Consider the following 15,076-nt stretch of genomic DNA (forward strand, 5'->3'; position numbering starts at 1 on the left):
GCATCTGCGAGATGGCCATCGACAACCCGGCTCTGGGGCAGGTACGCGTCTCCAACGAGCTGCGCAAGGAGGGCCTGTTCGCATTGCTTAAGCAGGGCGGGTGCTTGCGTGCAATCGGCGCTTTCGCCGCCGGTGATGATGAAGTGCATTGGGTAGCCCAAGGCGTCTACCATGAGGTGTATTTTACTGCTGAAGCCGCCTCGGGAGCGTCCAAAGGCCTGCGTACCCTGTCCTGCGCGCGCCCCGGCCGAGTGTTGATGGGCGCGCACGACAGTCGAGTCAATCATGAGCCACTCGCAGTCAGCATAATGCTCTCGCAAATGAGCTAAGATAAAGTCCCATAATCCCTCCCGGCTCCATCGGTAGAATCGTGTGTAAACACTCTTCCATGGACCAAAATAATCGGGCAGGTCTGGCCACGGGCTACCCGTGCGGCAAATCCACAACATCGCTTCCGTCATCAAGCGGTCATCTTTAAGCGGACGACCACGATTCAGACACTTTGTACCACGTGCCTTCAGCCGATGGGCGTTAATTTTTTTAAGGCGACCCAGAGCGAGTCATTCAAAACCAATCTATCTTGTTGCATGACAATGCCATAGAATAAAAACAACCCACTGAAAGCAACTAATTTATATCAACTCTGTTGATTTTGAAGAAACGGCCCAAGCCTGTTTTCATGAATTTGGGTTGCCCGCATCGCTCCGCAAGACGAGTTCAAGCGTGCAGACTAAAGCGTCCGCAAGAAAGCCAACACGGCTTCGCGATCGTCTTCGCTCAAGTGCTTGAATGACTCCTTGGCGGCGCGAGCTTCACCATCGTGCCACAGGATGGCTTCTTCCAAATTGCGGGCGCGGCCATCGTGGAGAAAATCCGTGTGGCCGTTGACCCGCTCAGTCATGCCAATGCCCCACAGCGGCGGGGTCCGCCATTCGGAGCCTGTCGCGTCATAGGTCGGGCGATGGTCGGCGAGACCTTCGCCCATATCATGCAGCAGCAAGTCGGTGTAGGGGTGAATTTTCTGATTGCGCAGACGCCATTGACGGTGGTCGTTGCCGGTCGTCCAGGTTTGTTTGTGGCAAGCTACGCAATTCATTTGCACGAAAAGCTTTTCGCCGCGTTGCGCCTTGGGGTGGTCAACTGGATCACGCGCTGGCACGGCAAGAAATTCCAAGTAGGTCACGACTTCGTTGAGCTCCTTTTCCATCATTTCATAGGCGTCGCCCACCGTTCCATGGAGCGCTTCACGACAGGCGTCCTGCCCTTCACCACATGACTGATCGGGAAACAGAGAACTGCTGATGCCAATGTCATTGACGGCGGCGTCGGCAGCTTGTTGTCGAAGGTTTGGCGTCTCCGCCTTCCAGCCGTATTTACCCACTGCCATTTCCTTGGCTTCAATATCCCACACCCAATTCACCTTGCCCGAGATGCCATCGTTGTCGGCATCATCCGGGTCCGCATAGGCAATGATTTCAGCCGGGGTAATCGCATCCAGCAAGCCCATGCCAATCATGCTTGGGGCGATGCGCGGCGAAATCATGGCATCATCGCCCAAGGGACCGTAGTTGGTTTCGGTCAGGTCGTAGATGGGCTTGCGCAGCGTGTATCCGGTGCCGTCTGGATACATCCCCGGAATCTCTTCGTAGCGCATGGCAATCTTAACTTCCGGCTGGTGCCCCTGATTGGCGTTATCCGCAAGCTGCCCGCCGTAAACCGGGTGATGCTTGGGACCACCATTGGCCCCCTTCCCCGGAATACTAACACGAAGCAGAAAGCCCTCGAAGCCCCGCTCATTGGACGGCGCTGCGGAGCGCCCATCGGCCACGTGACAAGCTTCGCAAGACTTGGCGTTATAAAGCGGGCCAAGACCATCGGCATAATGACCATCGTTGAAAGATTGAGCCTCGGAGAAGGGTCGCTCAAAAACACCATCGCCGCCATCAAACAGCGCCGAGAGTTTCCAATGCAAATTATAGGGCTCCTGCTCAAAGGATATGTTACCAAACTTAAAATGAGTCAGATCACCCCCGGTCAGAGAATCCGGATGCTTGCCATCAAGAATCGCCAGGCTTTCCCAGTCATCGCCATAACCCGTCTTGGCTTTCCAATAGCTGCTGTAGACCGTGACCGCGAATACGCCCAGACTCACGATCATGCCCAAATACAAAACCACGCGCATGAAGCCACTTCGCTTTGAAGTGGCGGATGAGAGTGAAGAAGTTTCGGTTTGGCTGGAAGAGTTCATCTGTGACCTGCGTCTTGATGCTTTGAACGGCAAAAACAAATGCTCATAACTTGCATGCCGGGATACTGCGACTCAATCGCATAGCAAAATCGCGCATGCATTATACGCAATACTTATACCAACAATTAGCTGAAGGACAATATAGTCCAGATCCGCCTCCGAGTGACGCTGAAAGAATCAAAAATGAGCGAAGGTCTCGTTTTCGACTGCTTTCACTCCCATGCACTCGATTTCCACCAACCAGCCGGGACGACAGACCGGAGCCAGCACGTAAACCTTGGGAATCTCCGAGTAATGCTCATCCAAATACTCCTGAACCACGCCCGAATCAGAAATGTCGCGCAGGTAAACGATCAGGTGGGCGACATCACACATGGTAAAGTCCGCATCCGCCAGCAAGGCCTCGATATTGACCATGGCGCGCGCCGTTTGACTCGCGACATCATTGACGTGCAAAATCTCGCCCTTGTTATTGATACTCGCCGTGCCGGAGATCAACACATGCCGACGATCACCATAATCCACACTCACACCACGCTCAAACGTAACGCCATACTCATGAGTTGGATTGAGATTCTCTGGCGCGGTCAGAAAGCGGATTTGCCCATCACTGAGCCCTCGCACAGAGTAAGCGTCGAGTAGCACATTGGTCTTTGCGCAAGCATTGCGGCCCTCGATGCCAGTACTGGCGATGTAGTGCGTATCGGGTGTCATACCGAGTCCGGTGAACATGTCTTTGCGGGCCTCGACGACGCCTTGGTAATGGTAGTCGATGTCCTTCACGTAAAACCATGTGCGGATGCAATCGTCCTTCATCGAAAACCCATTGCTCTCCAACAGCCGATTGTAGTCACGAAGAATCTTGTTCGTCTGCCCCGCAGAATCGACCACGCCATTACAGGAACAACGATGCGTGCTCCAAAGGTGTTCGTATCCGCCGCGGCGTATGATTAAATCCGAATCCGAGAGAATATCCGCCGGCATCTGATCATGCTGGCCATCGTGGATGATGTAGGACCACGCAACCACCTTGTGCGCCGAAAGCGGGGGCTGCTGTATAATCGACAAGGCGAAGCGATTTTTGCTGTCCCGCACCAACTCACGAATGGTTTCCAAAGCTTGGTATTGGTTGGCGTAGTCACTGACAAAAAAGCGACAGAACACCAACGCCTCACGGGGAATACCCTCGCTATCGAGAAACGCGTTTTGCGCGTCGATGATGTGCTGTACCTGCTGACTAAAGCTGCCGCCAGTAGCGGGTTTGACCATTAAATGAATTTCCTCTGCTCCATTCTGCGCGAAGCGTGATGCTTCCAGGCATGCGCCTTCAATCCGATGTTTTGCGTATTCCATGCTTCTTGTTCCCCCTAAATTGCTTTCAAAAAAGCGATGACAGCCTCGCGGTCTTCCTTGCTGAGATTGCGATACGCTTCACGGGCAGATAGCCCCTCCCCATAGTGCCAAAGAATGGCTTCCTCAAAATTCCGTGCGCGTAAATCGTGCCACATATCCGAGTGGTCAACCGCTGTTTTCATCAACCCTCGCGCCCATAACGGCGGCGTGCGAAAATGCTCTTCGATACCGTGATTCATGGCCTTGACTCCGTGATTCAGCGCCCAGCGGTCATCCATGAGTCCATCGTCGATGGGCTCGATTTCCGAAAGCGCGGGCACAGTGTAGGTCTTGCCTTTGACGGGTTCGGCCTGGTGGCATGCGCGGCAATTGGCCTTGCCCATGTCGTGCATCAGCAGGTCCGTGTAAGGCCAAATTTTTTGATTGGCGTAGCCCGGAATAGTGTCTGATTTTCCGGTTTGCCAATTTGGCTTATGGCAAGCGATGCACTTCGCGGCATAAAACATTTGCTTACCACGCTTAACTTGAGGATCGCCTAAATTTCGGGCGGCAGGAACCGCCAGACCGGTAAACCAAACCTTGAGGTTTTCCAAGTCCTCCTCACTGAGCTCCACCGGTTGCTTCGCAGTGAGTTGGCTGATATCATGGCCAAGCTCAGCCTGCTTTTCGATCCACTCTTGCGAAGCAAACAACTTGTCGCGATCCGAGCGTGTAATGTTTGGAACGTTCCAGATGCCATTGAAACCAGGCCCGTTCTGTAAGGTTGCGCGCCGGCTGTGCCAAGTAAATTTACCCAAGTGCTGCTGGCCATCGAAAGGCTCGGTGACCCACGGCCCATGCTTTCCCTTGATCATACTAGGCTCTGCCTGCTGGCGCTCATATTCGGCAATGATGTCTGCATCTGGAATGGCGTCCAGCAGACCCGTTCCATAAAGACCAATGGTTCCCTCGATGCTGACCTGATAGTCTTCCGGCAGTGGCAACAACGGATCAATGATGTCGACCTCCGGATAAATGAGCGTGCCCTCGTAAGGTGTGCCTTCATTGTAAGGCGTGCCGTCGGGAAACTTGTTGCCGTACTCGTCTACGAAGTCGCGCCATTGAATATCGAGCCCCTTGGCAAGCGGTTCGTAAGGCGGCGTAGCCTTCGTTTGCAGCATGAATAAATAGCCGTTTACCAGCTTGCCATCTGACCGGTGCACGAAAGCCGTATAGCTGTTGCCAAACTGCTCCGTGAAATTATCCACGCGTCTCCCCCGGCCGTAATTCGGGTGGCAGTTGCGACAGGAGTTGTTGATGTAAATTGGCCCCAAGCCGCCAAAGGGCGCACTTGGATCGACAACAAAGTCCGCTTCAAAAATGGCTTCTCCCTCGGCAAATTGTTCGGTGAGCGTGGGGTCGGCGTCAACCGCCGGCGCTGGCATTTCCAGACATCGGGAGGTCGTGTTGAATACTGTACCCTGTTTGCCGCCAGAAAAATATTCCTCTGGAATTCCAGGCGGCGTCGCGGTCATATTCGGGTGAGCGTTGACCGGGCAATGCATGCTGGTAATGATCGCTGCGCCAACGCAGGTGCGCTCGAAAAAGTTTTTGATGATGTGACCTCGTTCAGTCATGGCTGTGATTGTGATAATGGGGCAGCGTTATTGGACGTAGGCGGCGTAAGGTTCGACCGCGGGATCGAGAATCACCCAAGGGATCGCCAAGGTGATGCGCGCCGTGAGTTTCTCCAGTTCGGCTTCAGCAATGCGCACAGCAAGATCGTATTCGGCTTCGCTTTTTTGCTGGGCGGTTTTCAGCGCCTCGATACGGTAAGTGGTGTGGGCAAAAGAAATTTTGACGAGCCGATCCAGCACCGGTTCATGCGCGGCGACCAACTGCGAAAGCGACCGCTCCCGAGAGCCTTCAACTCCGCCAAGGTAAGCATTCTCAGCACTCTTCAGCTGGTTGAGCATATCGGCATGCGGGTCCAGGCTGTCCCAATAGGCCGTGGCTTCCGAACTGGCCGCTTGCGGGTACTCACTGATCTGCGGCGCCAAGTCTTCGAAAACACCGATGATGTCCTGGAACACTTCCTGGAGCGAAATTGACGTCGACGCATAGCGACTACCTTCCGAGCCCGGATTGCGCAGTTCATCGGCATAGGCGGCGCGAGCTGCGATCCCAGCGTTGGCCAACACAGCGCGTTTATCCTCAGTAAGATTTTCCGTACCACACCAAGCTGCTTCAAAGTCTAGACTGTCTTGGAGTAAGGCTTCGGAAACCGCGCTCAAATAAACCAGCTCAGTGGGTGAGATATCACTGAGTTCGCGCAATCTCCCCTCACGGTATAGCAAATACTGAAGCGCATAGAATCCACGCAAACCCGAGAACTCCTCCTCGCGCAAATAACGGCCGTCGAGTTGGCATTCTCCGCGCAGCGCCTTTTTGATCAACTCTTCGGCCAACACTTTTTCGAAGGGCCAGGTTGCAACGCGTTTATGAAAATCATATTGCGTGGATGGCCCATACTGACAAGCGGCTGTGTTGTTCCAAGCGGCGTGCGCTCGATGCCAGGCAATCGCAGTAGCTTCCAGCTTTGCTTCTGTGGGAGCTGCGGCTAACTGGGCTGCGGCAAGATGAAGCTGCTCCACCTCGGCCGACAACTGCTCCAGCGTTTTCAAAACCGCATTATCGACGTAGTCCGAAACAGTCGCTTGGGCATTGTGCGCCCGAATGTATTGCAGGACCTTCGGGTTACGGTAAGCCAGCACGCTCGCCAGCACCGTGATTAGCAGGGCGGTCAACAAGCAGATGAGGCTGATGGTTTTACGTTTCATATCCTCTCCTCGTTCTCAGAAAAATAAGTCTGTTTGTTTTGGGTGTGAAAAAGTGGCGCTTAGGGATTTCCCTCGCTGGCAAAAGTCGGTTGCTTGCCGGTGTAGACATCCAGTTCTAGCACCAGAGAGCCTTCGATCAATTGCTCCTGAAGCGTGTTCAGCTGCTCATAAAGCTCCTTCAGTGCTTCAGGATTTTTCTCCAGTTGTTGCTGGATCGGCGTCGAGCTTTGCTGTAGCTTCCCAAGAGTCCTTTGAATCTTAGCCAATTGACCGCGAATCGCCGCCGCCAACGCCGGATCACGCTTCTCCACCAGCCCGTCCTGTGTCGCGATCAGATTGAGCAGACTGTCACTGCCATCTCCAGAAAGCACCCGGAGAAGGCCCTCGACCTCAGCCTGCATTCCAGCGAGGGTACATCCACTAAGCCATGCATGGAGATTTTGCGGCCTTGTCTCCTCTGCAAAGAACGCGCTGGGTAGACCGATCTGGTCCAGAAGCAAACGCTCGGTCACATTAAGCAGTCTCACGTAAGCAATGCTCAATGCATCCGATGTGGTGAGAAATGGATCACCATTGCCAGCCGCGATAAATTCAGCCCCATAGCCGTCGTTCCAAACCAACCATGCATCATGAGCGCATTCAGCGATCTCCATTGAAATCGCTAACATGTGTTTGCGCCTGCCGATAGTCGTCGCTGCATGCGCATTTTTCGGAGTAAAAAGTAAATACTCGAGCGCAGCAAAACCTCGTTGCTCGGCTTGAGCCAGTAGATGATCCAGATCATCCGACTCAACTGCCGCATCCAACACTACGCCATTCACCGCCCAGCGATTGATTCTCTTGTCTATTGTATTGATCGCACCGAACCGGCAGGCAGCAGAATTTTTCCAACTAAGGTATGCCCTTTTCCAATCATCACGTGCTTTTAGTAGGTTTGAATCCGTCGCTTGCTCACACAAACGGGCAATGCTGTCATGAAGTTGAGACGCATCTTCATCACACAATTGCAACATGGGCTTCACACCATTGGTCGCAATAACCGCCAAAACACGTGAATCACTTGGCTCAGCAAGACCTAAACAGGCGTTACAGGCCATGACAGTACCCACCGCGACATAAAACAATTTCTTATAGCACAACCACCTCATAGATTAGCTTAGCTTAAAACCATGAGACCGCGACTCAATTACATATCAGCCGTAGCAACCAACTATTAACGTGACCGTAAGCACGATTAAAAATCCCTAATACGCCGTTCAGGGGCTTAACTTGAGTTAGCCGGGAGACTTGTGTGAAGGTCAGCTCCAGGCCGAAGAGTTCTTCCATCACGGCACTGATGCGCCGCGTGGAGACGCCTTGCCAATACATCTCGGCAATGCGGCGTTCAGGAGCATCTCGGCGATGCGGGGATTTCGCTTCGCTCTATCCTCCCAAGGGAGGGACCGTGCATTCAAAACATGATGTACGATTTGCAGACGTTATGTTGCACCATCGCGAGCCCCGACCATCCAACTGGCCGGGGCTCTTCCTTTACGCTCTGTTACTGCTGTATATCTCTCTACTCAGACTATTCTACTAACTATGAAACTGCTTGGACCTGCTGCATCTGCAGCTCGTTGTCCGCGATCGTGAAGGCAACTTGGTCGCCCTCGCCGATGTCGCCAGCGATCAAGCTGCGGGCCAACTGCGTCTCCACGCGCTTCTGCAAGAAACGCTTCAACGGGCGGGCGCCATAGACCGGATCGTAGCCGCGCTCCGCTACCCACTCACGAGCTTTGTCATCCAAAGTAACCGTGACGCGGCGGTCTTCGAGGCGCTTGTTTAAGTCGGCGACGAGGAGGTCCACGATGCGCGTGATCTCTTCCAGCTTGAGCGGTTTGAACAGGATGATGTCGTCGATGCGGTTCAGGAATTCCGGGCGGAATCCGGCGCGCAGCTCTGTCATCACCGATTCGCGCACGCTCTCGGGAATCTCGTTCGCGGAGACGCCATCGATGAGGTAGCGGCTGCCGACGTTGGAGGTCATGATGATCACGGTGTTCTTAAAGTTCACCACGTGCCCCTGGCTGTCGGTGATGCGACCGTCGTCGAGGATCTGAAGCAGCACGTTGAAGACGTCCGGATGCGCCTTTTCGATTTCGTCGAACAGCACCACCGAATACGGCTTGCGACGCACGGCTTCGGACAGCTGACCGCCCTCATCGTAACCGACATATCCGGGAGGGGCACCGATCAGGCGGGCCACGCTGTGCTTCTCCATGTATTCGCTCATGTCGATGCGCACAATGTTGTCCTCGGTGTCAAAGAGCGACTCCGCCAGGGTCTTCGCGAGCTCGGTTTTGCCGACGCCCGTAGGTCCCAAAAAGAGGAACGAACCAATCGGCCGGCGCGGGTCTTTAATCCCCGAACGCGCACGCAGGATCGCTTCGCTGACGAGCGTCACCGCTTCGTCCTGGCCGACCACGCGGTCGTGCAAAACGTTCTCCAAGTTGAGCAGCTTGTCGCGCTCGCCTTCGACCAGACGCATGACCGGGATCCCCGTCCAGCGCGCTACGATCTCGGCGATCTCTTCCGGGGAAACTTCCTCGCGCACGAGGGTGTCGCCCTTCTCGACTTGCTTGTGCTCCTTGGCCTCAAGGTCCTTCAGTTGTTGCTCCAGCTGAGGCAGGCGACCATGACGCAGCTCGGCGAGCTTTTGCAGGTCGTAAACCCGCTCGGCTTCGGCCATCTGCTGGCGCACTTGGTCAATCTCTTCGCGAACCTTTTGCGCTTTGCCCAGCTCGGCCTTTTCAGCCTCCCAACGGGCGCGCAGCGCATTGGCCTTCTCGCGGATGTCGGACAGCTCCTTGCGCAGCGTTTCGAGGCGCTGCTTTGAGGCTTCGTCCTTCTCCTTTTTAAGGGCCTGCTCTTCGATCTCCAGCTGCATGACGCGGCGGTTGAGGCCGTCGAGCTCGGCGGGCATGGAGTCCATTTCCGTGCGGATTTGCGCGCAGGCTTCGTCGACGAGGTCAATGGCCTTGTCCGGCAAAAAGCGCTCGCTGATGTAGCGATGGCTCAGCACCGCCGACTGCACCAGCGCGGCGTCCTGAATGCGCACGCCGTGGTGCACTTCGAAACGTTCGCGCAGGCCGCGCAGGATCGAAATCGTGTCCTCGACCGTTGGCTGGTCGACCATGACCGTCTGGAAACGGCGCTCCAGCGCGGCGTCCTTCTCGATATACTTGCGGTATTCGTCTAGGGTGGTCGCGCCGATACAGCGCAGCTCGCCGCGGGCCAGCATGGGCTTGAGCATGTTGCCCGCGTCCATCGCGCCCTCGGTCTTGCCCGCGCCCACAATCGTGTGGAGCTCGTCGATGAAGAGGATCACCTTGCCGTCGCTGGACTTGATTTCGTTCAGTACGGCCTTGAGACGCTCTTCGAACTCACCGCGGTATTTCGCGCCAGCCACGAGGCTTGCGAGGTCGAGCGCAAACACGGTCTTGTCCTTCAAGCCCTCGGGCACGTCGCCGCGCACAATGCGCTGGGCGAGGCCTTCGACGATGGCGGTCTTGCCAACACCGGGCTCGCCGATGAGCACGGGGTTGTTCTTCGTCTTGCGGGACAAAATGCGGATCACGCGGCGAATCTCGTCGTCGCGGCCAATGACCGGGTCGAACTTGCCCTGCTTGACGAGCTCCACGAGGTCCTGCCCATACTTGGCCAGCGCTTCGTAGGTCGACTCCGGGTTCTGCGACGTCACACGCTGGTTGCCGCGCACTTGAGTGAGCGCTTCCAACACGCGCTTTTCGTCCAGGTTGAAGGACTTAAAAAACGCGCGCAGCTTGTCGTCCTTATCCGCGACGAGACCCAACAGCAAATGCTCCACGGACACGTATTCGTCCTTGAGCTTCTGCGCCTGCTTCTCGGCGTAGGTAAAGACATCCTGCAGCGCCTGCGTCACGTAGACATTGTTGGCGCTGGTGCTGCCCGTCACGGACGGCAAACGGTCGAGCTCGCGCTCGTTCGCGAGCTTCACGGCGTTGGGTGTGATCTCCAGCTTGTTGAGCAGGCTCGGCACAATGCCGCCCTCCTGCTCCAGCAATGCCTGTAGTAAATGCCACCCATCAATCTGTTGGTGGTTCCGATGGCGGGCATCATTCTGCGCCCCCATCACGGCCTCACGGGCCTTCTCGGTAAAGCGGTTAAAATCGATATTCATGCCCATCAAAGGGCAGGTTGCATGCCGAGGATAAGGAAGTTGGGCATCAAGAATTAACCAAATGATGTAGAGCACTTTACATAAACCAACTCGCCCATTGAAAACATATAGTTTGAGCCAATCTGTCTCAAATGTGCGACGCTACTTCTCAGTGTGACGCTAGGTGTTTGGAAAACTAAGCCCGTACATCTCAGAGAGAAGCTTAGTTGTTAGTTTTTCATATTCTTCAATATCCTGATCGGAGATGCTAACTGAAACTCGCTTATGAACGAGCTCGCATCTCATCTTATAAAAGTAATCAACCTTGCTCCACAAAGCGCCGTCACTAGGATAAACAGTCTGCTTAACACGGGCATTAACGTCGATTCTGTTGTTAAACAAAGCAGTTAATTGCCCTTGGCCCATTGGCTGTGTAACCTCATGTGCTAGATAATCCTTGAAGGCAATCTCGAGCGTAGAATCCAAGATAATTAGCAAAATGCGATTTCTCTGCTTAAGGTTGTGCTGCTTTTTTATAGTCTCAACAGCAATCACCGACTCGTATGCTCCAACCGTCCATGGTTTCTCAATCCCAACCTTTTTATTTAACTCAGAAATCGTCACCTGAATCGTCTTCCTAGCTTTTGGTATTTCTGGCAGTTTACTAGGCTTCAAGTGCTCATCATCTCTTAAATTTGAACATACAACAGTTCCTGCTTTATAAGGCTCTACTGAAGTTTCAAAGTCAGGCTGCAATCTTTTGCTTAGTGCTGTAGCATTTTTTACAGCCGTGTGTATATCTTCTCGTATTGCTTTAAATACTTCATGATTATAATTTAGTCCTGTCTTGCTACTATTCCAGGGCAAACGAGCGGCCCCTCCAGTCAATTCGACAATGATACGTGCATTGGACATCCTTGGATGTGGCACTCCAGCTACTCCAGTTTGGAATCCATATTCAGGTGCTTTGGATGCAGACACAATCAGGCGTTCGTTACAATAAATATAAACTCCGTAGTTTCCTCCAACAGAGCCTTGCTCATATGTAACGCCAGAAGTGATTTTAAATAAGATTCTAAGGTCATGCCCTTCTGGTTTAAAACGCCTTGTAAATTCCCTTGGTTCCGCGCCAATAGGATATGCCCATTTATCGAAAAACAAGGGATTAACGGTGGCACCGTTGAGAGTTATTTCGATTACTTCATCTTCAATAAAATGTGCATAAGTATAGCATAGGTGCTCATGCAACTTACTGCAGTCTTCTTCTGAGATGTGAAGCCTGAGCCTAGACAGCAAAATCTCTGTTGTATTTGATGGCAGATCAGGAATTTTGTAACAAGGCAGTAACCAAGTTTCGTCCTTCAACCATTCGTCATCATACTCAACTGAAAAACTTGTATCCTCAGTAGAATAGCGTGTTGAAATCCTTATATCTCTTGCTAGTGCAACTGCCGCTCGCTTAGAGCCAACTCCAAATATGCCAATTGATGGAGACTCCCCATCAGAATGGCTTTGTCCCGGACTAATAAGCTTAGAAAGGTCTTCCTCACGGATACCACCTGCATCATCACGTATCAGAATGGTTTGATCATCAGTACCGATCTGAATGATAACTTTAATTTTTCGCTTAAACTTACGCCGTTTTCGTGAATCGATAACATTGTCTATCAATTCAGAAATGGCAGTATTTAGACCGTAATCAGCAATAATTGAGCGATAAATTCTCTTACTTGGCGTAGCATCAATAATATCGTGTTCTGATTTCATACGAGCTAGAGGGTAATGTTGTAACAAGCCATATGCGTTTCATTAAATTCAGATCAGAAATGTTACAAGTAAAAAGATGATTTCCCAATTCAAGGATACGCGAGGCAATAGCAAACTTAGAACCTGCCCCTTCCAAAACAACCGCCCGTGTGTTGACCAACAACCGAGTGTGAAGGGAAGAGGTCAAACTTGAATGGCGCTAAGATTTGAGTGTAAGCAGCTCATCACTTCAGTCTTCTGGAGGGCGCTACGACCATCTGTATTCTTGGCTTCGTGAGGAACTGGTACCTCTTGGGTCTTGGTTTGACTGCTCTGGGCACAGAGCGGTTCGGAGGAACTTGCGGATCACTGGCAATCAGGGAACGATGGCATTCAACCACAATTTGCGGAAAAGTATTGATTCCGGGCGGAATTCATATGTGGGTATGGTTTTAATCATTATCGAATCAAAGATGAATTCAAAATATCCCTACTTACTGGCTATATGCTTAACTGCAGTCGCGATCTTATCGGGGTGCGCTGGTCAGAAATTTGAAAAACAGGTTAATCAAGAGATCACTAACGTCGGGATTGGACAATCTACGGGCGCTGTAATGTTTTCACTGATTGTATCCCTCAGGGAGTCAAAAGGTGATATGCCCGCTGAGTCAGTGCTTAATGTAGGAAATGTAAGGATGGTTCTTGTTGAAGACACCACCAATAGGACTTTGGTTTTTGATTCTTTGGTCAAATCGCAGAAATTCCAGAGTAAAAACTCTCAGTCTATCAGCAAATTGGGGGATGTATATGGCACTGTTGCTTTTGAGGGGTTGCCGGTTGGAAGCTACAGGATTGCCAGACTAGAATGCACTGGAACGCACCACACATCAACCACAGTTTATGCTGGAGGCGCCTTTGTTCCTCTAAACAATTCGTTTCTTTCCTCAAAATTGATGTTTCCAGGTCAGGCATTTGAGGGTCAAATCAACGTGCAGAGTGGTGAGGTTGCTTACATTGGTTCTTTTATTCTAACCGCTAGGCAGAAGCATGATCAGCTGACTTCCACCTCAAGGCATGTCCGTACTGGAGATATGCGAATCTCTGAGAAGGATGTTTATTATGCTATTGGTGGTTTCCTTAAGGTGACAGACCGGTTCAATGAGGATGTGTCCATCCTTAAGCAAAACTATCCTAGTGCCAGCAAACTTCAGTTTCGCCAAGACTTAGTTCGTTTGTCTGGAAATCGAAGTTCAATCTACGCGAATGATATATACGTTAACCGTTAGTACAGTGTTTGTGGGCACCCTGACGTAGAAGCGGCATCTTGCCGCTTTACCCAATCCATCACTTCTCCAATCCTACGCAATAAAGCGGCTGGAAGCGACTTCTATGTTGGGGCGTGGGAAATGCGCTTGTCTGTGAAGCATGGCGTGTGGCACAGTGGGTGGATATGGATAAGCCTGCCTACGATTCCATCGGAGAAATCTACGAAGAATATGCGCGCACCGCGCCGTTTAAGAAAGTCGAACGACACTCGATGGCCACGATGATTGGGCCGCTGAACGGCGAAGCAGCTTACGATTTTGCCTGTGGCTCCGGATATTATTCAAGGCTGTTGAAAGAGCTGGGCGCCGGTCCGGTGCTGGGCTTGGATTTGTCTTCCGAAATGGTGGAGCTGGCCAAGCGGCGAGAAGCCGAAAACCCTCTCGGCATCCACTATCAGACGGCGGATTGTTCGCAATTGGAAGCAATGGAACCAGTCCCGCTGGTAATTGCCTGTTGGCTGCTGAACAATGCTCCAGATGAGGGCGTTTTGCGCGCGATGCTGGTGAGCGCGCGACGCCAGTTGAGTCCCGGAGGGCGTTTCGTTGGCGTGACGTTTAATTGGAACTATCAGCGCGAATATTATGATTTCCACAAGTATGGCCTTGTGATTACGGAGCAGGACGGGGGGTCGCCACGACGACGCATTGTGGGTGAATTCATCACCAAAGTCCCAACGCCCGCAGTCGAGGTTTACCAGTGGAATCAATCCACCTACGAGACTCTGTTTCGCGAAGCAGGATTCACGGCGCTAGAGTGGCGGCCCTTCAGCGTCTCGGATCAGGAGAAGACCGATTACGGCGAGGAATATTGGGCCGAACTGGAGGCAAATTGCACCGGTATTGGTTTCGTGGCAAGTTGCCCGAAGTGAAGTAGACGCATGCACGCCGAGTATGACGGCACCATCTCGACTTGACCAAGCCAGCGGAGAATAAAAAAGACGGCAAACGTAGATCTTAAACGATATCTTCCCAGCCCACCTCCAAACAACACCACAGTTGTTGCGAAAAAAGCCTACTCGGTTGTTGCGCAGTTTCCTACTGAGGCTTTTTCGACTTTCCTATGCGGTTGTTTCGGAGTGTCCTACACTGTTGTTTCGCAAACAACCGCCCGTGTGTTGCCCCAACAACCGAGCGGTTATCGAGGAGGTACAGCATCGGTTGTTGAAGCATGATAGCATCGGTTCTTTCGGAGTTTCCTACTAAGGCTTCTTCGAGTTTCCTATGCGGTTGTTGCGGAGTTTCCTATCCGGTTGTTTTCAAAAAGCCTACGTAGGCTTTTCCGAAAAGACCGACTAGCAACCTGTCGGCTTTAAGGGTTTCCTAAAAAAGCATTGTCTGTCGAGGAGTTGGTCGCTGCGTGGTCTATTGGTGATTTCTGATATGAGCCGGTGGTTTTTCGGGGGTATTG

Annotated in this window: 9 protein-coding genes and 2 pseudogenes; 2 read left to right on the plus strand and 9 right to left on the minus strand. The window is 52.5% G+C overall.

The annotated features are described in order from the left end of the window. Positions 1–80: 80 nt before the first annotated feature. The 9 genes and pseudogenes from RBB62_RS20375 to RBB62_RS19740 all read right to left on the minus strand — a co-directional run. Positions 81–554: pseudogene (locus tag RBB62_RS20375) on the minus strand (IS5 family transposase); the annotation flags it as partial. 176 nt (positions 555–730) lie between these two features. After that, on the minus strand, positions 731–2,182 hold the full coding sequence (locus tag RBB62_RS19710; RefSeq protein WP_309400977.1) for a di-heme oxidoreductase family protein: 1,452 nt from the start codon (positions 2,180–2,182) through the stop codon (positions 731–733). A 243-nt stretch (positions 2,183–2,425) separates the two neighbouring features. Then, the gene (locus RBB62_RS19715; protein ID WP_309400978.1) at positions 2,426–3,601 is read right to left on the minus strand and encodes a Rid family hydrolase; all 1,176 of its coding nucleotides are present in this window, start codon (positions 3,599–3,601) and stop codon (positions 2,426–2,428) included. Between the two features lie 14 nt (positions 3,602–3,615). Next, positions 3,616–5,217, minus strand: a complete 1,602-nt coding sequence (locus RBB62_RS19720; protein ID WP_309400979.1) for a di-heme oxidoredictase family protein — start codon at positions 5,215–5,217, stop codon at positions 3,616–3,618. A gap of 27 nt (positions 5,218–5,244) precedes the next feature. Next, the gene (locus RBB62_RS19725) at positions 5,245–6,420 is read right to left on the minus strand and encodes an imelysin family protein (RefSeq protein WP_309400980.1); all 1,176 of its coding nucleotides are present in this window, start codon (positions 6,418–6,420) and stop codon (positions 5,245–5,247) included. Positions 6,421–6,479: 59 nt separating this feature from the next. Beyond that, on the minus strand, positions 6,480–7,517 hold the full coding sequence (locus RBB62_RS19730; protein ID WP_309400981.1) for an imelysin family protein: 1,038 nt from the start codon (positions 7,515–7,517) through the stop codon (positions 6,480–6,482). Positions 7,518–7,698: 181 nt separating this feature from the next. Further along, positions 7,699–7,806, minus strand: a pseudogene (locus tag RBB62_RS20380) (transposase); the annotation flags it as partial. A 193-nt stretch (positions 7,807–7,999) separates the two neighbouring features. After that, entirely contained in the window at positions 8,000–10,618 is a 2,619-nt protein-coding gene (gene clpB, locus RBB62_RS19735; protein ID WP_309400982.1) for an ATP-dependent chaperone ClpB, read from the minus strand. Between the two features lie 159 nt (positions 10,619–10,777). Next, positions 10,778–12,364 carry an ATP-binding protein gene (locus RBB62_RS19740; RefSeq protein WP_309400983.1) on the minus strand — a complete coding sequence of 529 codons (1,587 nt, stop codon included), beginning with the start codon at positions 12,362–12,364 and terminating at the stop codon, positions 10,778–10,780. 365 nt (positions 12,365–12,729) lie between these two features. On the opposite strand from RBB62_RS19740, the gene RBB62_RS19745 reads away from it, so the two are divergent. Both RBB62_RS19745 and RBB62_RS19750 read left to right on the plus strand, forming a co-directional pair. Next, positions 12,730–13,629 (plus strand): hypothetical protein, encoded by a 900-nt coding sequence (locus RBB62_RS19745; RefSeq protein WP_309400984.1) that lies wholly within the window; start codon positions 12,730–12,732, stop codon positions 13,627–13,629. 164 nt (positions 13,630–13,793) lie between these two features. Then, the gene (locus RBB62_RS19750; RefSeq protein ID WP_309400985.1) at positions 13,794–14,537 is read left to right on the plus strand and encodes a class I SAM-dependent methyltransferase; all 744 of its coding nucleotides are present in this window, start codon (positions 13,794–13,796) and stop codon (positions 14,535–14,537) included. Positions 14,538–15,076 lie beyond the last annotated feature (539 nt).

Origin of the sequence: Cerasicoccus maritimus, from assembly GCA_031296935.1 — a bacterium.
GTDB lineage: Bacteria > Verrucomicrobiota > Verrucomicrobiia > Opitutales > Cerasicoccaceae > Cerasicoccus > Cerasicoccus maritimus.

Bases quoted from the DNA above. Each gene is read 5' to 3' on its own strand.
- RBB62_RS19725 (WP_309400980.1), bottom strand. From the start codon at position 6,420: ATGAAACGTAAAACCATCAGCCTCATCTGCTTGTTGACCGCCCTGCTA.
- RBB62_RS19720 (WP_309400979.1), bottom strand. From the start codon at position 5,217: ATGACTGAACGAGGTCACATCATCAAAAACTTTTTCGAGCGCACCTGC.
- RBB62_RS19745 (WP_309400984.1), top strand. From the start codon at position 12,730: ATGGCATTCAACCACAATTTGCGGAAAAGTATTGATTCCGGGCGGAAT.
- RBB62_RS19750 (WP_309400985.1), top strand. From the start codon at position 13,794: ATGGATAAGCCTGCCTACGATTCCATCGGAGAAATCTACGAAGAATAT.
- RBB62_RS19710 (WP_309400977.1), bottom strand. From the start codon at position 2,182: ATGCGCGTGGTTTTGTATTTGGGCATGATCGTGAGTCTGGGCGTATTC.
- RBB62_RS19730 (WP_309400981.1), bottom strand. From the start codon at position 7,517: ATGGCCTGTAACGCCTGTTTAGGTCTTGCTGAGCCAAGTGATTCACGT.
- clpB (WP_309400982.1), bottom strand. From the start codon at position 10,618: ATGAATATCGATTTTAACCGCTTTACCGAGAAGGCCCGTGAGGCCGTG.
- RBB62_RS19740 (WP_309400983.1), bottom strand. From the start codon at position 12,364: ATGAAATCAGAACACGATATTATTGATGCTACGCCAAGTAAGAGAATT.
- RBB62_RS19715 (WP_309400978.1), bottom strand. From the start codon at position 3,601: ATGGAATACGCAAAACATCGGATTGAAGGCGCATGCCTGGAAGCATCA.